This is a genomic window from Photobacterium kishitanii, from assembly GCF_000613045.3.
Lineage (GTDB): Bacteria > Pseudomonadota > Gammaproteobacteria > Enterobacterales > Vibrionaceae > Photobacterium > Photobacterium kishitanii.
The window spans coordinates 186,697-210,269 of sequence record NZ_LN794352.1 but is presented as its reverse complement, the minus strand read 5'-3'; the positions used below and the strand labels follow the sequence as shown (position 1 = coordinate 210,269).

Sequence of the window (23,573 nt, the reverse complement as noted above, 5' to 3'; positions counted from 1 at the left end):
CGTTTATTGGCACCTAAGACAATAAACGTAATGGCTGCCGAGGTTAAATAAACCCCACGATCAATAAATACCTCAAAAATAAAGCAAACGATTGCTATTTATAAAAAGATAACTACAATAGCGGCAAATTTTCGCCACTTTAATCTCTGCCAGTGTTGATTTGGTTCTGAGTAACAGCAATCACAGAGCATCGCCAACCACACAATCATTCGCCCACTCAGCGCGAATAATGGATTCCAGAGAGTCGGTTAGGATCATCTATGACCCAGCATCACACTAACGCAACGCCAAAAAACTCTGATCTTATTTATCGCTTAGATGATAGACCACCACTACCACAAACCTTATTTGCAGCGACCCAACATTTATTGGCAATGTTTGTCGCGGTAATTACGCCATCACTGATTATTTGCCAATCACTGGGCTTACCCGCAAGTGATACTAATACCATTGTCAGTATGTCACTACTGGCATCTGGCATCGCTTCATTTATCCAAATTAGAACCTTTGGTCCAATTGGCTCAGGCTTACTGTCTATTCAAGGCACCAGTTTTAACTTCTTAGGCCCAATTATTGGTGCAGGCTTAGCCCTCAAAGCTGGCGGTGCTGATATTCAAACCATGATGGCGGCTATTTTTGGCACCATTATTTTTGCCGCTTTCACAGAAGTGTTTATTTCCCGTATTTTGCAACATGCTCAACGTATTATTACTCCACTAGTGTCAGGAATTGTGGTGACATTAATCGGTTTGACCTTAATTCAAATTGGCCTGACATCCATTGGCGGCGGCTATAGTGCGATTGCCGACGGTAGCTTTGGCAGCCTCGATAATTTGCTGCTTGCAGGTACTGTATTAGGGTTTATTGTATTGCTTAACCGCGTTAAAAATCCTTATTTACGAGTATCATCAATTGTTATCGCCATGGCAGCAGGTACATTGCTAGCATGGTTGCTAGGGATGCTAAATACCGACATTGCCCGCTCTAATACATTAATTGCGATTCCGATGCCTATGCAATATGGGCTGAGTTTTGATTGGGGCTTATTAGTGCCATTAATGATAGTGTTTGCTGTGACCTCATTGGAAGCTATTGGCGATATTACTGCGACCTCTGAGACCTCCGAACAACCCGTCAAAGGGCCGTTATACATGAAGCGCATTAAGGGGGGCGTGTTAGCAGATGGGCTTAACTCTGCAATGGCGGCAGTATTTAATAGCTTTCCCAACTCAACCTTTAGTCAAAACAACGGCATCATCCAACTAACAGGGGTTGCCAGCCGTTACATCGGTTATTTTGTGGCGGGTATGCTGGTGCTATTAGGCTTATTTCCTGATGTGGCAAATTTAGTACAGCTGATCCCTGAACCGGTATTAGGTGGCGCAACGATTGTCATGTTTGGCACCATTGCAGCTTCAGGTATTCGAATTATTTCTCGCTGTCATCTCGACCGCCGTGCAATTTTAATCATGGCACTGTCTTTTTCTATGGGTTTAGGCATTGCGCAAAAGCCAGAGATTCTGCAGTTCTTACCTGAGATTGTGAAAAGTATTTTATCTTCAGGCATGGCGGCCGGTGGTATCACTGCCATTTTATTAAATATCATTTTACCTGACGATAATGCAGCTGAACACGACCTAATTGATGATGCAAAGGTCGCTGAACACTAATTATTACGCCAATTAAAAAAGCCCGCCTCAAATGAGAGCGGGCTTTTTATTAGACGTTTTTTAAGCGTGCGCTTAAACCATTACTGTTTTAGTTTATGTAATGGCAAACTAATCTCAACTCTCAGGCCACCTTCACTGCGATTACGCACCGAAATTGCCCCTTCATTTTGATCAATAATTCGCTTCACAATCGCCAACCCAAGTCCTGTACCTTCGGTTTCATTACCTCGTGCAGAATCACCGCGAGTAAGAGGTTGAAACATCTTCGTGACTTGATCCGGTGCAATGCCTGGACCATCATCCTCAACACAAAACCATGCTGATTTACGATCAACCGATGCGCCACTGGATAATTTAACCCAGCCATTACCGTAACGTTGAGCATTAATCACCAAGTTGGCAACGGCGCGTTTAAGTGCCACAGCATTGGCTAACACTGTACCTGGAATCGGAGTGAATTGCTGTTCAATAACGTTGCCATAACTACCTTCAGTATGGGCGACATCTTCTAACAACAGATTAAGATCAATATCTTCTACATCTTGTTTTTTAGTCGATTTTAAATAATCCATAAACTGACTAATAATCGCGTTACATTCTTCAGTATCAATGATCATTGAATCGGCTAAATAACTGTCTTCAGGCGACATCATTTCAGTGGCTAATCGAATTCGCGTTAATGGGGTACGTAAGTCATGACTGACCCCCGCCATTAATAAAGCCCGATCATCTTCAAGCTGCTTAATACCTTGTGACATTTGATTAAATGCCTTGGTAACCGATCGAATCTCAGATGCCCCTTGTTCCGGTAACTGTGGTGGTGTTTCACCGCGTCCAACCTGCAAAGCCGCTTGTTCCAGCTCAACCAAAGGCCGATTTTGAATGCGAATAAACAACCAACCGCCAGCAATCACTAAAAAAGCAATAATTAAGCTATAACGAAATAATGGTGCAAAGTCATCTTCTTGCAGTTCTGATAACGGAATCCGCATTAGAAAGTTTGGCATCGCATCGGTTTTCATCCATAGCACGTAACTATGAGCGCCAAGCAATAACCGCACGTCTGTTGGTGAATGTAATTCACGCGACATTTCCTCACTCAAATAACTAATATGAGTGGCATCATTAAATTCTTCGGCTCCGGGAGAATTAGGAGCATGTAAGGTCACGCCTAACTCTTCAAGCAACTTACGTCGAATAGGTCGATTAAGATAAATAGTTTGGCCATCAGCCATTTTAATATCTTCTTTCAACATCAACTTTACTTCGTAAGCTAAAATTCGATTAAACTGCTGAATACTTGGAAGAAGCGCGTAATTCACTATTGTTAGATACGAAAAAATCTGGCTTGCGATTAACAAGCCAGCTAACAAGATCAGTGTTCGCGCAAAGGTACTTTTGGGCGATAACCGCATGACTTATGACTCACGACCATCGGGTACGAATACATAACCTAAACCCCATACCGTTTGAATATAACGCGGGCGGCTAGGATCTTCTTCTACCATACGGCGTAAGCGTGAAATCTGCACATCAATTGAACGTTCCATGGCTGAATATTCGCGGCCACGAGCCATATTCATTAGCTTGTCACGAGACATTGGTTCACGCGCATTGGTAACTAATGCTTTTAATACCGCAAACTCACCGGATGTTAGTGGCATAGGAGCATCACCGCGGAACATTTCACGAGTACCAAGATTTAGACGGAACTCACCAAACTCAATCACTTTACTAGAGACACTCGGTGCACCCGGTGCTTCAATCGTTTGACGACGTAATACCGCTCGAATACGCGCTAGTAATTCGCGAGGATTAAACGGTTTTGGCAAATAATCATCGGCGCCGACTTCAAGACCAACAATACGATCAACTTCATCGCCTTTGGCTGTTAGCATTAAAATAGGCAGCATGTTGTTAGCATTACGTAAGCGACGGCAGATAGACAAACCATCTTCACCAGGTAACATTAAATCCAATACCATCAGGTGAAAAGTTTCACGTGCAAGTAAACGATCCATTTGCTCGCCATTAGCAACACTACGTACCTGAAATCCTTGCTCAGAAAGATAACGCTCCAGCAACGCACGTAAACGCATGTCGTCATCGACCACTAATATCTTATAATTTTCCTGCATTTTTCACCTTCATCGATCACGATAGCGTATTGTTACTAAGTGTACGCGAGTCGTAAAAACTAACGCTTAATTTGACTGTGAGCGCCCTTTTCTAAATAGCCATTGGATAAAAATATCGCCAATTTACTACATCGAAATGATCGTTATCATCACCGCCGATATTGATTGTAGGGTAGCAATAATCACAACACACAATAATCACTGCAAGCTATAAATTATACCATGCTAATTACTATCATGATTGTGTTATTAAGATTCCAACAACATTCACTAACCACCCATTCAGTATGCCTTTATAGCATGGCGATTCATATCTGAACACCACTTTACCTGAGAGATTAATTTACCACGCGAACAAGATTACATTTCACATATTTTGCTATATTTTACCATTAATTCCCTTAGTGAATAATGACCGACTTAATCATCACAATTTATCGGAATGCTACTTTCTATTTTGTGCTGGCGATGATAGAACAATGCCAAACCTATCGTTTGAGAATAATGATGAGAACCAATTTAATTACCCGTGAAGGTTTTAATAAATTAGAACAAGAATTAAATTATTTATGGCGTGAAGAACGTCCAGAAGTCACTAAGAAAGTCACCTGGGCAGCAAGTTTAGGTGATCGCAGTGAAAACGCAGATTATCAGTATAATAAGAAACGGCTGCGTGAAATTGATCGACGGGTACGTTTTTTACGTAAACGGTTAGAAGCCGTTAAAGTCATTGATTATTCACCACAACAAGCTGGCAAAGTATTCTTTGGGGCTTGGGTCGATATTGAAAATGACGCTGGTGAGCAAAAAACGTTTCGAATCGTTGGCCCTGATGAAATTTATGGTCGTAACGATTACATCTCGATCGACTCCCCAATGGCGCGGGCTTTGTTGAGCAAACAAGTAGATGATGAGGCTATAGTGACGACCCCATTAGGTAAAAAAATGTGGTTTATTAATAATATTCGTTATCACGACTAAACAATTTATTATGTCTAAACCAGCATCTCGACCAACCAAAATCAACGGGTTAGATCTGGCCTGACACACTCTTCACCGCGGTTGACTTGCCAGACCAAGATTCGGCCGTAGAATGGAAGCTTAACGATCAACAAGAGATATCAACGGATGAGCAACGCTATCAACCAACAGATCGCCACCGAACTGAATGTGCGCACTGAACAAGTGAATGCGGCAGTCACCCTTCTTGATGACGGTAATACGGTGCCCTTTATTGCCCGTTACCGTAAAGAAGTCACTGGCGAACTGGATGACACCCAACTACGTAATTTAGAGTCACGCTTAGGCTACCTGCGTGAACTCGATAGCCGCCGTCAGGTGATTCTAAAATCAATCACAGACCAAGGTAAACTGACCCCAGCATTGGCCGCTGAAATTAATAGTGCTGACAGTAAAACCCGCCTTGAAGATCTCTACCTGCCTTATAAACAAAAACGCCGCACTAAAGGTCAAATTGCAATCGAAGCAGGGATTGAACCATTGGCTGAATTGTTATGGAGCCAACCTCAACATACGCCAGAGCTTGCTGCAGAACAATATCTTAACCCTGAGCAAGGTTTTGCCGATAGCAAAGCGGTACTTGATGGTGCACGAGCAATTCTAATGGAGCGCTTTGCAGAAGATGCAGCGTTACTAGAAAAAATCCGCCGTCAATTAAATACTCATGCTGAACTCACCTCACGCATCATTGAAGGCAAAGAGCATGACGGCGCAAAGTTTAAAGATTACTTTGACTATAATGAGCCTGTAAAAAACATTCCCTCCCATCGTGCATTAGCCTTATTCCGTGGTCGAAATGAAGGCTTTCTACAACTATCACTTAATGCTGATCCTAATAAGGATGAAGCAGTCCGTAGCTCATATTGTGAAGTCATTATTGCTGAACATTATAACGTTAGCTTAGGAACCCAAGCCGCTGACACATGGCGCAAGCAAGTAATAAGTTGGGCATGGCGTATTAAAATTTTAATGCACATGGAAACCGAACTAATGGGTATTTTACGTGAAAAAGCCGAAGACGGTGCGATTCAAGTTTTTGCCGATAATCTGCATGATTTATTAATGGCTGCCCCTGCAGGACCACGAGTAACGCTCGCACTAGATCCCGGCTTACGCACCGGTAGTAAGATTGCCGTCGTTGATGAAACAGGCAAGGTACTAGATACCGCGACTATCTACCCTCACCAACCACACAACAAAATTGCCGAATCAACCAAAACTGTTGTAGCACTGATTAACAAGCATAACGTTAATCTAATTGCGATTGGTAATGGCACTGCTTCACGTGAAACAGATGCGTTTGTAGCTAAACTTATCAAAGACAATCAGCTTAAAGTACAGAGCGTAATGGTCAGTGAAGCTGGTGCATCAGTTTACTCAGCATCAGAACTGGCTGCGAAAGAATTTCCAAACCTTGATGTATCTATTCGTGGTGCGGTTTCCATTGGACGTCGCTTGCAAGACCCATTGGCAGAGCTAGTTAAAATCGATCCAAAATCAATCGGTGTTGGCCAATACCAACATGATGTTAGCCAAAGCATGCTCGCTAAACGCTTGGATGTCGTCGTCGAAGACTGTGTAAACGCCGTTGGCGTAGATGTTAATACCGCTTCAGCCGCCTTACTAACGCGCGTTGCAGGGTTAAACACCACTATTGCGCACAACATTGTAAATTATCGCGATGAAAATGGCCGCTTTGATGCTCGCACTGCACTGAAGAAAGTGCCGCGTTTAGGGCCAAAAGCGTTTGAACAATGTGCCGGATTCTTACGGATCATGAATGGTAAAAACCCACTTGATGGCTCTGCTGTTCACCCTGAATCTTATGCGGTAGTTAAAGCTATCTCTACAGCAAACAACAAGCCAATTGATGCCATTATTGGTAACAGTGACTTTTTACGTAACCTTAAAGCTATTGATTATACCGATGCGCATTTTGGTTTACCGACAGTTAATGACATCATTAGCGAGCTAGATAAACCAGGTCGAGATCCTCGTCCAGAATTTAAAACTGCGACCTTTGCTGATGGTGTTAATGAAGTAAAAGATTTAATACCGGGCATGGTATTAGAAGGCGTGATCACTAACGTGACCAACTTCGGTGCTTTTGTTGATGTCGGTGTTCATCAAGATGGCTTGATCCATATCTCTGCCCTGTCTGATAAATTCATTTCAGACCCTCGTGAAGTCGTTAAAGCTGGAGATGTGGTAAAAGTTAAAGTGATGGAAGTTGATATTCAGCGGAAACGTATTGCAATGACGATGCGTTTAAGTGATGAGCCGGGCCAAGAAAAACCTAGTCGTCAATCCACTAGCTCTACAGCACCTCGTCAGCAACCGTCACATCAACAAACTCGTCAAAATAGCACCCCAGCACCGCAAAAAAACACCCCACCAATGGGGGGGGCTTTTGCCGCTGCATTTGCCAATGCTAAGAAAAAATAATCATTAGTAATCGGGTTATAAAGATCAACAGTCAGACTTCTGGTCTGACTGTTTTAAATGATTTCTAAATATTGAGCTGGAGGATTGGGTAATATTGCTTGCGCGTAATGATGACTCACCACCCCTTTAGTTCGCTCGCTGGCACTGATCAAAGCTAATTGCTCAAGTAATTCACGTGGTAATTCAATGTGCATTGAATAACCTAATTCGTGCTCAGGAGTGACGTAATTATCAAGCGATAATACGCGTACTATTTGTGCAAGTTGCTGTTGATAACTTTCAAAAAAATTAGCTTTTGATTGACTATACTCAGGGTGTTCACTCGGATCCCAACTGGGCTTATTACGTTGTTTCTCCTCTGCAGTAAGAGCATTTTCCGCAGCGGCGGCACGACTTTCAACAACAGGCACAATCTTGTCTCGAACACGATTATCCCGCGCAACTTGATCCGTTAATGGATTCATCGTTGTCGCAAATACTGCAGTATTTGATTGTAATGGAGCAATCACCATCATTAAAATCCGCCGTTGCTATGCCAAAATAGCGTTATAACGCCCTACTCACTATATCGACCACCAGCTACAATTATTTACCTAAAACTGCGGTTATTAATCCAGCCAAAAATAACTCAATCAATAAAATCAGTCACCACTGCAATAAAATCATCTAAGTGAGAAATAAACGGCGCATGGGATGCATTGGTAAAAACATAACTCTGTGATTGTGGATATAACGTACTTAATAGCGGTTCTGTTTTAATCGGTACTAATGCGTCCAAGCGACCATATACACGTAACCATGGTTGAGATAATGCAGCCAATGACGGTCGTAGATCGACATTTTCTAATAACTCTAACCCTAGTGTTAATGCTGCCAATTGAGGTTGTGACCTTGATAATACTGCCGCCTTTAATTGTCGAATATCCTCTTTAGCAGTCTTACTTCCTAAAGCTTGTAATGCCAAAAAACGTTCAATCGTCACTGCAAAATCAGCCACTAATTGAGTTTGAAAATGAGTCAATACCTGCGGTTGAATACCTGTCCAATCAGCGCGAGACATAAAACATGGCGAGCTCGCAACCGTAATTAACTGTGTCACCCGCTGTGGCGCAACCAAAGCGACTTTAGTTGCAATAACCCCGCCTAATGACCATCCGAGCCAGCTAGCGGCTGCCGGAGCTTGAGCTAATAACAGCTCCACGATGTCATCCAATGACATCGCAGTAACATTAGCGTTATCACCATAACCTGGAAGATCACACCAGTGAACACAATAGTTCTCACTCAGCATCGGGATCACATCTTGCCACACTCCCGCATTCATTCCCCATCCATGAATGAGAACCAGATCAGGTCCTTGGCCTTCACTATGCCAATTAAGCTGTGGTGTCATTTATGCTTCCTCTCATCAATTCTTCATGAGTAATAATGATGCCAAACAAAGTGCTATCATGGCGAGATAATTTATACCATCAACTGCTGTTTCGACATTGCTCGCTATGCCAACTTCCCTTGACTCAAATCGAACGCTATTGGTGCAGCCATTGTATAACCAACTTTCCAACGCCCCCTTATTGCCAACATTGCGGCACCACCACACTGAGTACTGTCGCTCATTGTGGTCGTTGTTTAAGTACCCCACCACTATGGCAGCGCCTCTATCGTTTAGGCGAATATCGTCCCCCTTTACAACAACTGGTACATCAGCTTAAGTTCTACGGTAAATTTTGGTTAGCTCAACCACTGGCACAACAACTAGCACGTCAAATTACCCAGCCGGCGCCACTATTATTGCCGGTTCCTTTACATTGGCGACGTTACTGCCAACGAGGTTTTAATCAAAGTCATCAACTCGCATTGGCACTCGCTACGATTTTTAATAGCCGTGTTAATCATTCTGCTTTTCAACGTCTACGTCATACTCCCTCTCAACAACAATTAACGAAGACTCAACGACGTCGCAATCTTCAGCAGGCTTTTACATTACGTCAACGGGTCCTACCAAACCATGTGGCAATTATTGACGATGTCGTCACTACTGGCGCAACCGTACATCAATTAACTCAACTATTGATTCATCACGGTGTTAAACATGTTGATATCTATACGCTATGTCATACTGAACAACCACTTAATTAATATTGAACAAAAAAGACGCGCATTAATTAATAAAACGTGGTCAAATAAAAAATGTCGCTTTAGAGATGCGACAATGACTCACAAAGAGTAGAATAAATAAAACTTACTAAATAAGTCAGGTATTACATCGTGTCCATGATCACTATTACTGAAAGCGCTCAGCAGCACTTCGGCAAACTTCTTGCCCAGCAGCCTGAGGGTACTAATATCCGTGTTTTTGTTGTAAACCCAGGCACTCAAAGTGCTGAATGTGGCGTATCCTACTGCCCACCAGAAGCGGTTGAAGCAAGTGATACGGAAATGAAGCTTGAGCTATTTTCTGCTTTTATCGACGAATTAAGTCTTCCTTTCCTTGATGATGCTGAAATTGATTTTGTCACTGATAAAATGGGTTCACAGCTAACATTAAAAGCACCTAACGCTAAAGTGCGTAAAGTGGCTGATGATGCATCATTGATTGAACGTGTTGATTACGTACTTCAAACTCAGATTAACCCACAACTTGCAGGCCATGGCGGTAATGTATCCCTGTCTGAAATCACTGAAGATGGCGTTGCTATTCTACAATTCGGTGGTGGTTGTAACGGTTGTTCAATGGTTGATGTGACGCTAAAAGAAGGCATTGAGAAAGAGCTACTAGCCCAATTTGAAGGCGAATTAACCGGTGCTCGTGATATTACTGATCACGCCCGTGGCGATCATTCTTACTATTAAGTATTGCGAGCCATTAGTACAAATAGCAAAAAGCCGCGTTCTAATGCGGCTTTTTTATTATGGTTCGCTTATGAATGAACAACGGTAATAGTTACCCGTCGTTTACCCCAATTCTTAGCAGCTCTAACATCTTTACCCATATAGATATCAATTTTACGACTCCAGCGATGATGCATTTTATCAAGCACAACATATTCGCCAGGTAAGCCTGAAATCTTCACTTTAGAGCCTCGCTTTAAACCCATTTTAAGTAAGTCACGGGAAACTGCGATAGCTTTCATCCCTGGTTTTAAACGATCTCCCCAGGCTGCAATATTTGGACTAGAATCTGTTTGCGCTCGAACTGAATTATATGCTGTTGCTGTTACATTCAATTTTTTAAAACTGCTGGCATAACTATGAACACTGAAGGTTAAACTCAGTACCAACAATAAATAACCAATAATCTTGTTTGTCATTCGCACCACCTGGATAAGAAGTGAACGCATTTAAGCAAATCACAATCATGATTGAAAGTGTTTTTTGTACAAAAAATCACCAATACTATTCAGTGCAATGATAAGTAGTTGTTTATTAAGTGTGCGGTAAAAATATATTTTTTCGCCATTGAGAAATAAAGATCAGCGCTAATATTCCCCCTCGCAAAGCCATAAAACCAATCATTGCCGCCCACAAAGCATGATTGCCATAACTGCTCATCAACCACCAAATAACAAAAAATCCGCTGGTTGCTAAGAACATACTATTACGCATATCTTTGCCTCGCGTGGCACCAATAAACACCCCATCTAACAAAAAACACCACATCGCCACTAAAGGCACCGCGGTTAACCATGGTAGATAAATATCAGCTTGTTGTTGCACTGCTGGTATATCTGAAATGATCCCAATAATCTGGGTGCCAAAGAAAGCAAATATTGCAGTCAAAGCTAGCGCAATCAATAAACTCCAAAACGTTGTACCCACTAAATAACGTTCTAATTGACCTTTATTTCTCGCACCAACGGCTTTCCCCACTAACGCTTCCATCGCATAAGCAAAGCCATCCATCGCATAAGATACCAGCATTAAGAAACTCATTAAGACGGCATTAGCTGCGACCACATTATCGCCTAAATGTGCTCCTTGAAAGGTCATAAAAGTAAATGTCGCTTGTAAACATAAACTGCGTAAAAATATATCGCGATTAAGCTTAAGTAGCCGTCCCATACCATGACGTACACTGCTCAATTTTTGTTTTAACGGCGGTAAACCTAACTGTAGCCATTGTTGAGCCACAAACCATAATCCCAGCATCATACCGCTGTAATCGGCAATCACTGACGCTGCAGCTGCACCTTGTACTTTCCAACCAAGACCGAGGACAAATATCAAATCAAGCGCTATATTGACGACGTTAGTCACAATTAATAACCACATCGGTAATTTGGCGTTTTGCATCCCGAGTAACCAACCCATGATCACAAAATTGGCTAAAGCCGCAGGTGCCCCCCAAATACGGATCGAGAAATATTGCGCTGCGTACAGTTTTACTTCATTACCTGCACTACTAAAGTGAAAAATAACTTGGCTCACAGGCTGGTGTAGTGCGACTAACACTGCCCCAAATAGCCACGCTAATGCCATGCCTTGAACAAAAATAAGAGCTTGAGCATCTTTGTTAGCACTTCCTTGCGCTTGGGCTGTGATGCCGGTGGTTGCCATCCGTAAAAATCCGAGTAACCAAAAGGTCACATTAATCATGGTGCCGCCAACAGCTACACCGCCTAAATACCATGATTGATCTAGATGACCGATAACGGCTGCATCAACCAACCCCAGTAATGGCACCGTAATATTAGATAACACCATCGGCAGTGCTAACGCGAAAACTTGATAATGTAGTGATTTATCTTTTAATGCGGCTAGCACACTTATCCCTTACCTAATGTATAAATAAGGCAACAGTTTACCATCAGAGGGAAAGACAATAGACTGATAGCTATAACAAAATATCAATCGATACCATTTAGGGCTGCTGTTAACCACCAGTGATCGACTAACAACACCACAAACAAAGCTAATAAATGCCAGATTGAATACCTAAATGTTGCCCATGCATGGCCAGTAGTATCAAAATATTTAAGCTTAATTGCATAACCAATAAAACCAAAATTCAACACGCTACTACCGATTAGATAAATGCCACCACTCATACCGGTTAACCACGGTAATAACCCGACCGCAAACAGCAATAAGGTATAAAACAACACCATGGTTTTTGTGTATTCAATACCATGAGTAACTGGCAACATCGGAATCCCCGCCTTCGCATAATCATCACGACGATGGATTGCTAATGCCCAAAAATGTGGTGGGGTCCACGCAAACACTAACATCACTAATAACAATGCATGTGGATCTACACTACCTGTCACCGCCGTCCACCCGAGTAATGGCGGCGCAGCCCCTGCTAAGCCTCCTATCACAATATTTTGTGGTGTCGCATGCTTGAGCCATACCGTATAAACCACGGCATAACCGACTAAACTCGCCATTGTCAGCCATGCGGTTAATGGATTCAACAGCCACAATAGACCAAAACCTAATACCATTAATAAACACGCAAACACTACTGCTTTTGAGGTTGGGATCCGCCCTTTTGCTAAGGGTCGATGATAGGTTCGCGCCATTTGAGCATCAAAGTGACGATCAAGTATATGATTAAAAACGGCGGCGGCAGCAGCTTGTAAACCAATCCCCGCTAATCCAAGTAGCATTACTCTCGCTGAAGGAATAGTGGGAACAGCAAGGCACATACCAACTAACGCAGTAAGCAATAACATCGCCACAACTTTAGGCTTGGTCATGGTTAAGTAATCTTGCCATACTGCCGTAGCGACGAGTGACACGCCGATACGATCAAGCCATTGTAATTTATCCATGTGGCTGCTCCTTCTTTAATGGTTGATATACCTCCCTCGGCAACCGCAAACCGACACCAACACGATAGCTAACCGTCACCATCGCAAGTAATAACCCTAGACCTGTGACGTTATGAGCTACCGCTACTGCTAATGGTAAACTGGCCACAACATTGGTCACACCCAATGCGATTTGAATAATCAGTAATAGTACTAACCCTAAGCTATAACGGCGTAATAATGGCTGTAACCAACATAACCATGCCAGTGCTAATACTGCTACCGTGGTTATCATCGCCCCGATTCTATGCACAACATGAATAGATACCCGTTGGCCATAATCAAGCACGCCATACTGGTAACTATCATGCTGAGGTTGCAGCAACAAAAAGGCTTTCGCATCAAACAACTGTCGCCAATCGGCCTCACAAATAGGTAATTGACTACAGACTAATGCTGCATAATTAGCCGCAGTCCAACCGCCTAATGCAATCTGGGAAATAACCACCACCACACTGAAAATTGCCGCTATTCGCAACCAATATAAGGTTTTTAGTGTCATATTAGTTATTATTGATAATGGTAATTGAAGCTGTAACCGTAACAGCCACAATAAACTCACAATACTAAAGCCACCCAATAAATGCGCCATCACGACGACAGGCATTAATACCAAGGTTACGGTCCACATACCTAATAAGGCTTGGATGAAGACCATAACTAATAACAATACAGGTAATAACTTAGGTCGTGATGGTTGTCGCCACGCCATAATATTAATAACAACAACAAATAAACCTAACATACCGGCAATATACCGATGCAGCATTTCATTCCATGCTTTTTGGGGCTCTAATGGGGTTTGAGGAAAAAATGCTGCTGCGGTTTGTTGTTCAAATTCAGTTTCGGGAACGGTTAAAAAACCATAGCAACCAGGCCAATCAGGACAACCAAGTCCCGCTTCAGTGAGACGAGTAAAAGCACCTAATGCCACGACGGCCAGTGACAACACAAAACTAAAACTGACTAAATAAAAGAAGTAGCGATCATTATTATTGATAGTAATCATTCGTTATCCTCCCTAATAGCAGTAATGAATTAGCCAATTTTTGAAACTTTCAACAATCGTTTCAAATCACGTAACACATCCTTACCTTGCATTAAAATAGCTTCTTCTCCAGCAACTAAGGGATAAGCCATCAACATATTACCGTGAGGATCGGCAATATATATCGTGGTTAAACCGTATTCTAATTGGGTTAACTGTTGCTGTAATGATGCATCCACCTTGCGCTGATCTAACCCTTGTAACAATGCCGCCGGAATCGTACTTTGATTAGCGACTAGCACTAAACTATGTAATCGTTGACTATCAGCACCAACAGCTTGAGGAACTTGACGCAAATTAAATAGCGCTCCTTGGCAACGTTCATCACAAGTTGGTGGTAGCCAATAAATTAATTGCCATGTTTGCGGCATCGCAAACTCAGTAACGGTTACTGCTGGCTGTAATAATTGGCCTCGATTAGTCACTCCGCCTTGATACCACTGCTGATGTAGCAGCAGTTTCGCAATGATGATAGGTAACGCAAACACTGCTGCGACCACTAACAATAATTGATATTTTTTCATGCTGTCCGCTCCCTGCGTAACCACCATAAACAAAGCAAAACTACCGCGATGGCTAATAAAAACCACTGCATCGCATAGCCATAATGTTTTTTAGGCCCCATAACTACTGGCTGCCATGTTTGAATTAATGCAATTGGACTTGATGCGGATATTTGAATAACCCACGGTAACAACGGCTGTTGTAGTTGTTGAGTAAGCCAATCTAAACCAATATTTTGTACTCGTAATGGCCACTGTCCGTCAGCAGCATCCGGCTTAAATTGTAATAATTGCTGCGCGGGAGCAATCACTCCGTGAATAATCTGGTGACCATTAAGTTGCGGTAAGGTCGGCAATATTTCACGGTATGGCGGTGCTGCAATCCAACCAATATTGACTAATACTCGCTGCTGCTGACTCATAAAAGGTAAGTAAAGGTGGTAACCCGGTCGCCCACGATAGAGCTGATTATCCAATAAGATCGGATGTTGATTATCAAACTCACCTTCAAGAGTAATGCTATGCCATAACGGCTCAATCGGCAGTTGGGCTAAATCAGTGATCACAGTTTGTTGACGATGGTGAATTTGTGATTGTAACCGTTGTTTTTCATCAGCACGGTTTATCTGCCACCAACTCAATTTGAGTAACAACGCCACCACTGCAATTGAAAAGATAATAAAAGCGACACTTCGCATCATTACATATCCTTTTTATCGCTCACCGTTAAAACCAGCTATGCTTTAAACAATCCCCAAAGGAGTACTTACCATGCTAATTAAGTCTTTATTTATCATATTATTACTATTAATGGTGATTAGCTTATTTCGCGCTTTACCCCCCATATTAAAAGGCCAATCATCATTACCTTTATCGCATTATTTTGGGCGCCGATTACTGATTGCGGTGATCTTATTTAGCCTATTAATCGTTGCTTTATTAACTGGGGTTATTCAACCAAATCCAACCCCTTATACTCTCTAGCCTAACGACCACTATAAAATATAAACAAACACAAATAAGCATAACCACACCACATCCACAAAATGCCAATACCAAGCACCAGCCTGAAACGCGAAATGATGCTCGGGAGTAAAATGGCCGATTAAAACTCGGCACCACACCACCAATAATAAAATCGCGCCTAACGTGACATGCACGCCATGAAACCCAGTTAACATAAAGAACGTATTACCATAAACACCGCTGTCCAAACGGAGGTTTAACTCATGATAAGCATGGATATATTCCACTGCTTGGAGATACACAAATATGCCACCAAGTAACACAGTAACTAATAAAAATAAGCTTAATCGGCGTCGTTGATTATTTTCTAATGCAAGATGGGCAATATGGAGTGTTACGGACGAGGTCAGAAGAATAATGGTGTTATATAAAGGTAATCCAATCGGCCCCATTGCTTGAGTTTCAGTACCATCAGGGGTTAATACTAATGGCCAATCAGCAACAAAATCAGGCCATAACACAATATTAGTCATTGCATTATTACTTGCCCCTCCCAACCACGGCACCGCAATCATTCGAATATAAAATAACGCGCCAAAAAACGCCCCAAAGAACATCACTTCAGAAAAAATAAACCAGCTCATTCCTTGCCGAAATGAACGATCCATCTGGGTACTGTATAACCCCCCCATAGACTCGGTGATCACATCTCGAAACCACCCTGTCAGCATCAATAAGATTAATCCCACCCCAGTTAATAAAATCCACGGCCCCTGTCCCGCAAGTAAATTACCCACCGTAGCTCCAGCACCTAAGGCAATTAAAAATAATGCTATCGCTCCTAAAATAGGCCAACCGCTAGCCGCTGGAACATAATATTCATCAGAATTCGCTACTGCTGGTTGGTTAGGGTCATCATAAGAGTTCGACATTTTTCACCTCATTATCTAGCTCATCAGGTTGAGTAAGGGGCGTTAAATCAGGCGTCACGTCATAAAGGGTATATGCCAATGTGAGTACCTTAATATCACGTGGCAAATCAGGATCGACATAAAACACCAAGGGTAATTCGGCTTGCTGACCCGCCGCTAATGGTTGATGGTTAAAGCAAAAACATTCAATTTTATTAAAGTATTGTGCCGCTATCCCTGGGGTTACCGAAGGGACGGCTTGTCCAATAGATGCTTGATGATGAAGATTTTTAGCATCATATTTGATTATTTTCGTCTCCCCAGGGTGAACATCTACTTGCGTCACCTGGGGGGTAAATTGCCACTTCACATCAGGGTTAATATAAGCAACAAATTCGACGGTCACGGTACGACTACGATCAATCTTATCGCTAGCCGTGGTTGGCGTTGTTGCCGTTTTGCCATTGATACCGGTAAGGTCACAAAACACGTCATATAACGGCACTAACGCAAACGCAAATCCAAACATTGCTACGGCTGCAAACACCAATGCAATAACCGAGCGTCTTGATTGTGGCTCCATATCAACCTCCGCTAATCAATTTTAGGCGGAGTTGAAAAGGTGTGATATGGCGCAGGAGATGACACAGTCCATTCTAAACCCTCCGCCCCTTCCCAAGGTTTTGAGGCTGCTTTTTCGCCCCCTCGAATACATTTCACCACCACCACGACAAATAACAATTGTGATAAGCCAAATAAAAAGCCACCAATACTGACCACTGCATTAATGTCGGCAAACTGCAGTGCATAATCAGGGATTCGACGTGGCATACCCGCTAAGCCAAGAAAATGCATGGGGAAAAATAGAATATTGACTGAAATTAATGAACACCAAAAATGCCACTGTGCTAACCGTTCATTAAACATATGCCCGGTCCATTTAGGTAACCAGTAATAAGCCGCTGCCATAATTGAAAAAATAGCACCAGATACCAGTACATAATGAAAGTGTGCCACCACAAAATAGGTATCATGATATTGAAAATCAGCCGGCGTGATCGCCAACATCAATCCAGAAAATCCACCAATGGTAAATAGCACAATAAACGCAATCGCAAACAGCATTGGTACTTCAAAGGTCAGTGAACCCCGCCACATAGTTGCAACCCAATTAAACACTTTTACGCCTGTCGGCACCGAGATCAACATGGTGCAATACATAAAGAAAAGTTCAGCCGCAACAGGCATTCCAGTGGTAAACATATGGTGGGCCCAGACTAAGAAACTCAACCCTGCAATCGAGGCTGTGGCATACACCATCGAGCTATAGCCAAAGAGTCTCTTCCGTGAAAACGTAGGGATAATTGCCGAAATAATACCGAAACTCGGCAAAATCATAATATAAACTTCAGGATGTCCAAAAAACCAAAAGATATGTTGAAACATCACCGGATCACCACCACCAGCGGCATCAAAGAAACTGGTAGCAAAATATTTATCGGTTAGCACCATGGTTACTGCACCAGCCAAAACGGGCATTACCGCAATTAATAAGAAAGCAGTAATTAACCATGTCCATACAAATAATGGCATCTTCATATAAGTCATACCGGGGGCACGCATATTAATAATAGTGACCACGACATTAATCGCCCCCATGATCGAACTAATCCCCATTATATGAATCGCAAACACGAACAATCCGGTACTAGCAGGGCTATAAGTGGTCGACAATGGGGCATAGAATGTCCAGCCAAAATTAGGCCCACCACCTTCCATAAACAGCGATGCCAATAACAAACTGAAAGCGAATGGTAGAATCCAAAAGCTCCAATTATTCATTCGGGGCAATGCCATATCTGGCGCGCCAATCATTAATGGAATCATCCAATTAGCCAAACCAGTAAAAGCTGGCATCACCGCACCAAAAACCATGATCAAACCGTGAACCGTGGTCATTTGATTAAAGAAATTCGGTTCAACTAATTGTAAACCTGGCTGAAATAACTCTGCTCGAATCACCATCGCCATTGCGCCGCCAATAAAAAACATCGACAAACTAAACAACAAATACAACGTACCAATATCTTTATGATTAGTGGTAAATAGCCACCGCTTAATCCCTGCTGGCGGGTGATGGTCGTGGTGATCAATTGTTGGTTGTTGGCGCAATATATCCGTCATGCTTATCATTCCTTATAACTACTGGCCATTTTTAATAGCTGCTACATCCGCGGCTTGTACGGTTTCTCCGGTATTATTTCCCCAAGCATTACGCTCATAGGTAATTACGGCAGCTAATTCTTTAAGGCTTAATTGCGGACCAAAAGCTTGCATTGCGGTACCTGTATTACCATGTACCACAATCTTGATATGTTCATTTCGGCGTTGAGGATCAATCGAAACCCCTTCAGCAGCAAGTGCAGGAAAAGCACCAGGGATCCCTTTACCATTGGTCTGATGACACATAGCACAACGGTTGTTATAGGTTTTCTCGCCAAGAGTCATCAGTTCATCCATCGGCATCGTCATCGCTAACAGTTGTTGTTCTTGTTCACGTGCTTGGCGCTGACTCGCTTGGGTTTGTTGTAGCCATTGATCGTATTCAGCTTGCGGTTTAGCAATCACCACTATCGGCATAAAACCATGATCTTTGCCGCACAGTTCTGCACATTGGCCGCGGTAAATTCCGGGCTTATCAATACGCGTCCATGCTTCATTAATAAAACCAGGATTCGCATCTTTCTTAACCGCAAACGCAGGTACCCACCAAGAATGGATCACATCTTGCGAAGTAATTAAGAAACGGATTTTTTTGCCGATGGGCACCACTAATGGATAATCAACTTCTAATAAATAATTGGCTCTTTTAGGACGCTGGTTATCTATTTGAGCGGCACTGGTGGCAAGGTGTGAATAAAATTCAACCTCTTGATCAAAATAGCGATAATGCCATTTCCACTGTGAACCTGTGACTTGAATAGTAAGATCAGATTTAGACGGGTCTTCCATTGCCAGTAAGGTTTTAGTGGCTGGAATTGCCATCGCAATCAAAATAAGAAATGGGATCAGAGTCCAAATTATTTCAACTTTAGTGCTTTCATGAAAAGAAGCAGCAACAGCACCTTTAGACTTGCGATGATGAAAAATAGACCAAAACATGGCCCCAAAAACCACCACCCCGATAGCAATGCAGATATAAAGGATCGTCATATGTAGCCCAAATACATCTTGGCTTATTGCAGTAACGCCAGGCGTCATATTGAGTTGCATTGTCTCACCCACGAGTGGTGATGAAAATACGATTAATCCACTACTACCGATCAGTTTACGTATCATCGTTCTGACCTCCTTTGTCGGCTACATCTCGCCTTCCTTAGCATATGCAGCGACAAATTTCATCCACCCGCAGCAAAGCTAAAATAACATTCCTCTATGTTTAACTTAGGCACTAAATGGTAATAGCGCAAAAAAATACCAACAAAAAACTACTAACAACTCACTAGATAAGCTTATGATATACGAGATAAAATATTAAAAATCATTTTACGAGGCAAAAAAAAAGCGCAGCTTAGGCGCTACGCTTCTGTGGTGTCTACTCAATCTGTCGTTAGCTGATATTTACATCCAATCAGCGTTACGGATCACGCCAACAGCAATACCTTCAATGGTTAAATTCTGATGTTCTAAATCAACTTCAATTGGCGAAAATTCTTCATTTTCAGCATGAAGCAGGACTTTCACACCTTGCTTATCCAGTCGTTTAACCGTTACTTCGTCATCAACACGAGCAACAACAACTTGGCCATTGTGCACATCTTGAGTTTTATGTACCGCAAGTAAATCACCGTCCATAATGCCGATGTTCTTCATGCTCATACCATTAACGCGCAATAAGAAATCTGCTCGTGGTTTAAACAAGGTTGGATCAACCTCATAATGAGCTTCAACATGCTCTTGGGCTAAAATCGGCTCACCTGCGGCTACGCGGCCAATTAAAGGTAAGCCTTTTTCTTCTGTTGCATCATCCGCAATTAATAAGCGAATTCCACGTGATGCACCTGGAATAATTTCTAACACACCTTTACGGGCTAAGGCTTTTAAATGTTCTTCTGCAGCATTGGCTGAACGGAAACCAAGTTCACGGGCGATTTCTGCTCGTGTTGGTGGCATTCCACAGTCATCTATCTTTGCTTTGATTAAATCAAAGACTTGTTGTTGTCGCGGCGTTAACGGCTTCATGAGTCACCTGTCTTTTTATACAGTTGCTGTGAGTATATCCAGTGTTCAGAGACAATAAAAGCCAATTGTTTACGAAAACAGCAATTTGAGTAGGAATTCAAAGCCATTCAGTAACTTGGATTGAAAAAATATAATGCTATTGTTTATGGCAATAATTCCAACAGAATCAATCATCTTTCATTAACTGGTCATGCCAGATCGATTTTTAATCCAAAAGTTGTCATAAAAATAAACCATAACCTAGTCAAAAAAGTGGTATTTTAACGTTTATTTACCGCATATCTCCTGCATGAAAGTTGCATTTTTCTGCAACTGTGCGGCGTATTAAGATTCAGAGGCTAATTATATCTATGTCAAGTGGGCAGAAAATCTATCAACAATTATTAAAATTGCCACTTTCTTTGTTGGTAAAACCTCATTCGATTCCATCTGATCCAGTTGCTGACCTAGAACTCGATTTAGCACGCCCAATCGTCTATATATTGCCGTACCGTTCTAATACTGATCTATTAACTCTACGTAGCAGTGCACTAGCATCAGGATTACCTGATCCATTATCGACATTAGAAATTAATGGTAAATCATTTCCACGCTTTGTTTGTGTCGCAGAAAGCCCGAGTGTGTTCGGTAATAAGAATGGCCTGCCGCAAGATTCAATCACGCTATTTAGTGAACTGTTAGAGTTACATAAACAAGACAGCGAATTAAATATTCAATTGATCCCTGCTTCTATTTTATGGGGTCGAGCGCCGGGTAAAGAGTCAAAAACTAAGCCTATTTTACGTCCTTTAAATGGCCCCAAAAAAACCTGGGCTATTTTAGGTCATGGTCGAGATTGCTTAGTGCGTTTGAGTACCCCGGTGTCTTTACGCTATATGGCGGATAATCACGGCACTGATGATGCAATTGCACAAAAGTTAGCGCGAGTGGCTAAGATTCACTTTTCGCGTCAATTATTAGCAACCTCTGGCCCTCGATTACCTGATCGCAAACTATTATTCAAACGCCTGTTAGCGTCAAAAGCAATTGATAAAGTAGTACAAGAGGAAGCATTAAGCCGTCAAGTGCCGGTTGAAAAAGTCCGCCGTGAAGCGATTGCAATGATGGAAGAGATCGCCGCTGATTTCTCTTACCCACTGATTAAACATGGTGAGCGTTTCTTAGGTTGGTTGTGGAATAAGCTCTATCAAGGACTTAATATTACCAATGCGCAACGTATCCGTCGGTTAGCACAAGATGGGCATGAAATTGTCTATGTTCCTTGCCATCGCAGTCATATGGACTATTTATTACTGTCTTATGTGCTGTATCAAGAAGGCTTAGTACCACCGCATATTGCCGCCGGTATTAACCTAAATTTCTTTCCTGCCGGACCTATATTCCGCCGAGGTGGCGCGTTCTTTATTCGCCGCAGCTTTAAAGGTGATCGTCTTTATTCGACGGTTTTCCGTGAATACTTAGCAGAATTGTTTGCTAAAGGCTATTCAGTTGAATACTTCAGTGAAGGTGGACGTTCTCGTACCGGGCGCTTACTGCCAGCCAAAACAGGCATGTTATCCATGACCATCCAAGCAATGTTACGTGGCTTAAATCGCCCAGTAACTTTAGTGCCGGTTTACATTGGTTATGAGCACGTGATGGAAGTGGGCACCTATGCCAAAGAGCTTCAAGGTAAACGTAAAGAAAAAGAAAATGTCGGCCAAGTACTGCGTACATTGCGTAAATTACGTAATTTCGGCAAAGGTTACGTTAACTTTGGTGAGCCATTATCACTCAATCAATATTTAAATGATAACGTACCGGGTTGGCACAAAGATATCAATCCGATAGAGCCACAGCGTCCGAATTGGCTCTCTCCGACGGTGAATGATTTAGCGGTTAAGATGATGACTCACATTAATGATGCCGCCGCGACTAACGCCCTAACCTTATGTGCATTGGCGCTATTATCATCACGTCAACGGGCATTAAGCCGTAGTTCATTAGAACAACAAATTGAATGTTACCTTGAACTACTGCGTAATGTGCCATATTCAAACCATTGTACGACACCAAAAGACAATGCTACCCAAATGGTCGATCATGCAATTACGATGGATAAATTCTTGGTTGAACGTGACGTATTAGGTGAAATCATTTCCCTTGATCGTCAACAATCAATCTTAATGACCTACTACCGTAACAACATTATTCACTTGTTTGCGTTGCCGTCATTAATTGCTCATATTGTGGTACAACAACAGTGCTTAACTCGCACTGATATTCATCAACAAGTCGAGTTACTGTATCCGTTCTTAAAAGCTGAGTTGTTCTTACGCTTTGATGACCAACAGTTACCGCTAGAAATAGATCGCTTAATTGCCGAGCTAGTACGTCAACGATTATTGCTCATTAATGATGACACCATTGCGATTAATAATGCCCGTATTGGTCCATTGCAGTTATTAGCACGTACCATTACTGAAACACTGCAACGTTATGCGATTGCACTGACACTACTTAATGCAGAGCCGCAATTACCTAAAACTGACTTGGAACAACAAAGCCAAGTCCTTGCTCAACGTTTAAGTCGATTACATGGCATTAATGCACCAGAGTTTTTCGATAAAGGGGTGTTTAGTACGCTGGTAAAAACCCTTCGTAGTGAAGGCTATCTCAATGATGAATGCCATGCAGTCACTCATCCAGTCGAGAAACTGGCAAGCTTATTAACCTCATTAATTTCACCTGAAGTGAGATTAACTATTCAAGCGGTGATGCACCCTGATGAAGAATTAGGCAACGACTAATTATTAATCATAAAAAAAGCGCCAA

The 23,573-nt window shown here is 42.3% G+C and carries 22 protein-coding genes; 7 read left to right on the top strand and 15 right to left on the bottom strand.

Annotated features, from left to right (window positions below):
- Positions 1 to 260: 260 nt before the first annotated feature.
- A complete protein-coding gene (locus PPBDW_RS01145; protein WP_036789315.1) occupies positions 261 to 1,670 on the top strand; it encodes a uracil-xanthine permease family protein in 1,410 nt (469 codons plus the stop codon).
- An 80-nt stretch (positions 1,671 to 1,750) separates the two neighbouring features.
- Here the strand turns inward: PPBDW_RS01145 and envZ are convergent, their stop codons facing one another.
- Positions 1,751 to 3,085, bottom strand: coding sequence for a two-component system sensor histidine kinase EnvZ (envZ, locus tag PPBDW_RS01140; RefSeq protein ID WP_036789313.1), 1,335 nt, complete (start codon positions 3,083 to 3,085; stop codon positions 1,751 to 1,753).
- 3 nt (positions 3,086 to 3,088) lie between these two features.
- A complete protein-coding gene (gene ompR, locus PPBDW_RS01135) occupies positions 3,089 to 3,808 on the bottom strand; it encodes an osmolarity response regulator transcription factor OmpR (protein WP_036789310.1) in 720 nt (239 codons plus the stop codon).
- A 507-nt stretch (positions 3,809 to 4,315) separates the two neighbouring features.
- On the opposite strand from ompR, the gene greB reads away from it, so the two are divergent.
- Both greB and PPBDW_RS01125 read left to right on the top strand, forming a co-directional pair.
- Entirely contained in the window at positions 4,316 to 4,789 is a 474-nt protein-coding gene (greB, locus tag PPBDW_RS01130) for a transcription elongation factor GreB (RefSeq protein WP_036789308.1), read from the top strand.
- 147 nt (positions 4,790 to 4,936) lie between these two features.
- A complete protein-coding gene (locus PPBDW_RS01125) occupies positions 4,937 to 7,273 on the top strand; it encodes a Tex family protein (protein WP_036789306.1) in 2,337 nt (778 codons plus the stop codon).
- A 53-nt stretch (positions 7,274 to 7,326) separates the two neighbouring features.
- On the opposite strand, the gene PPBDW_RS01120 is transcribed toward PPBDW_RS01125, so the two are convergent.
- Both PPBDW_RS01120 and bioH read right to left on the bottom strand, forming a co-directional pair.
- Complete coding sequence (locus PPBDW_RS01120) at positions 7,327 to 7,788, bottom strand: ATP-dependent Lon protease (RefSeq protein ID WP_237043417.1); 462 nt, start codon at positions 7,786 to 7,788, stop codon at positions 7,327 to 7,329.
- Between the two features lie 113 nt (positions 7,789 to 7,901).
- Positions 7,902 to 8,666 (bottom strand): pimeloyl-ACP methyl ester esterase BioH, encoded by a 765-nt coding sequence (bioH, locus tag PPBDW_RS01115; protein ID WP_036789304.1) that lies wholly within the window; start codon positions 8,664 to 8,666, stop codon positions 7,902 to 7,904.
- Between the two features lie 35 nt (positions 8,667 to 8,701).
- On the opposite strand from bioH, the gene PPBDW_RS01110 reads away from it, so the two are divergent.
- Positions 8,702 to 9,412, top strand: a complete 711-nt coding sequence (locus PPBDW_RS01110; protein ID WP_036789302.1) for a ComF family protein — start codon at positions 8,702 to 8,704, stop codon at positions 9,410 to 9,412.
- Between the two features lie 129 nt (positions 9,413 to 9,541).
- Positions 9,542 to 10,126 carry a Fe-S biogenesis protein NfuA gene (gene nfuA / locus PPBDW_RS01105; RefSeq protein WP_107174181.1) on the top strand — a complete coding sequence of 195 codons (585 nt, stop codon included), beginning with the start codon at positions 9,542 to 9,544 and terminating at the stop codon, positions 10,124 to 10,126.
- A gap of 68 nt (positions 10,127 to 10,194) precedes the next feature.
- On the opposite strand, the gene PPBDW_RS01100 is transcribed toward nfuA, so the two are convergent.
- The 6 genes from PPBDW_RS01100 to PPBDW_RS01075 form a co-directional block, all read right to left on the bottom strand.
- Positions 10,195 to 10,584: a 3D domain-containing protein gene (locus PPBDW_RS01100; protein WP_036789298.1), complete on the bottom strand. Its 390-nt coding sequence runs from the start codon at positions 10,582 to 10,584 to the stop codon at positions 10,195 to 10,197.
- 115 nt (positions 10,585 to 10,699) lie between these two features.
- Entirely contained in the window at positions 10,700 to 12,037 is a 1,338-nt protein-coding gene (gene dinF / locus PPBDW_RS01095; protein WP_036789296.1) for an MATE family efflux transporter DinF, read from the bottom strand.
- 83 nt (positions 12,038 to 12,120) lie between these two features.
- Positions 12,121 to 13,050, bottom strand: a complete 930-nt coding sequence (cyoE, locus tag PPBDW_RS01090) for a heme o synthase (RefSeq protein ID WP_036789294.1) — start codon at positions 13,048 to 13,050, stop codon at positions 12,121 to 12,123.
- Positions 13,043 to 14,098 (bottom strand): COX15/CtaA family protein, encoded by a 1,056-nt coding sequence (locus PPBDW_RS01085; protein WP_036789292.1) that lies wholly within the window; start codon positions 14,096 to 14,098, stop codon positions 13,043 to 13,045. The genes cyoE and PPBDW_RS01085 overlap by 8 nt, the downstream gene beginning before the upstream one ends.
- A gap of 29 nt (positions 14,099 to 14,127) precedes the next feature.
- Positions 14,128 to 14,661, bottom strand: a complete 534-nt coding sequence (locus tag PPBDW_RS01080) for a hypothetical protein (protein WP_036789290.1) — start codon at positions 14,659 to 14,661, stop codon at positions 14,128 to 14,130.
- Entirely contained in the window at positions 14,658 to 15,341 is a 684-nt protein-coding gene (locus PPBDW_RS01075) for an SURF1 family protein (protein WP_230850440.1), read from the bottom strand. The genes PPBDW_RS01080 and PPBDW_RS01075 overlap by 4 nt, the downstream gene beginning before the upstream one ends.
- Before the next feature lie 70 nt (positions 15,342 to 15,411).
- Between PPBDW_RS01075 and PPBDW_RS01070 the strand changes: the two genes are divergently transcribed.
- Positions 15,412 to 15,624: a DUF2909 family protein gene (locus PPBDW_RS01070; protein ID WP_036789288.1), complete on the top strand. Its 213-nt coding sequence runs from the start codon at positions 15,412 to 15,414 to the stop codon at positions 15,622 to 15,624.
- Positions 15,625 to 15,635: 11 nt separating this feature from the next.
- Here PPBDW_RS01070 and PPBDW_RS01065 read toward each other — a convergent pair whose 3' ends face one another.
- From PPBDW_RS01065 to lexA, 5 genes are all read right to left on the bottom strand, one after another.
- Entirely contained in the window at positions 15,636 to 16,538 is a 903-nt protein-coding gene (locus PPBDW_RS01065; protein WP_036789286.1) for a cytochrome c oxidase subunit 3, read from the bottom strand.
- Positions 16,522 to 17,100 carry a cytochrome c oxidase assembly protein gene (locus PPBDW_RS01060; RefSeq protein ID WP_036789284.1) on the bottom strand — a complete coding sequence of 193 codons (579 nt, stop codon included), beginning with the start codon at positions 17,098 to 17,100 and terminating at the stop codon, positions 16,522 to 16,524. Before PPBDW_RS01060 ends, PPBDW_RS01065 begins: the two co-directional genes overlap by 17 nt.
- Positions 17,101 to 17,111: 11 nt before the next feature.
- Positions 17,112 to 18,701, bottom strand: a complete 1,590-nt coding sequence (ctaD, locus tag PPBDW_RS01055; protein WP_036789282.1) for a cytochrome c oxidase subunit I — start codon at positions 18,699 to 18,701, stop codon at positions 17,112 to 17,114.
- A gap of 18 nt (positions 18,702 to 18,719) precedes the next feature.
- Positions 18,720 to 19,856: a cytochrome c oxidase subunit II gene (coxB, locus tag PPBDW_RS01050; protein ID WP_036789280.1), complete on the bottom strand. Its 1,137-nt coding sequence runs from the start codon at positions 19,854 to 19,856 to the stop codon at positions 18,720 to 18,722.
- A 282-nt stretch (positions 19,857 to 20,138) separates the two neighbouring features.
- Complete coding sequence (gene lexA / locus PPBDW_RS01045; RefSeq protein ID WP_036789278.1) at positions 20,139 to 20,759, bottom strand: transcriptional repressor LexA; 621 nt, start codon at positions 20,757 to 20,759, stop codon at positions 20,139 to 20,141.
- 350 nt (positions 20,760 to 21,109) lie between these two features.
- Between lexA and plsB the strand changes: the two genes are divergently transcribed.
- Positions 21,110 to 23,548 (top strand): glycerol-3-phosphate 1-O-acyltransferase PlsB, encoded by a 2,439-nt coding sequence (gene plsB / locus PPBDW_RS01040; protein ID WP_036789277.1) that lies wholly within the window; start codon positions 21,110 to 21,112, stop codon positions 23,546 to 23,548.
- Positions 23,549 to 23,573: the final 25 nt, after the last annotated feature.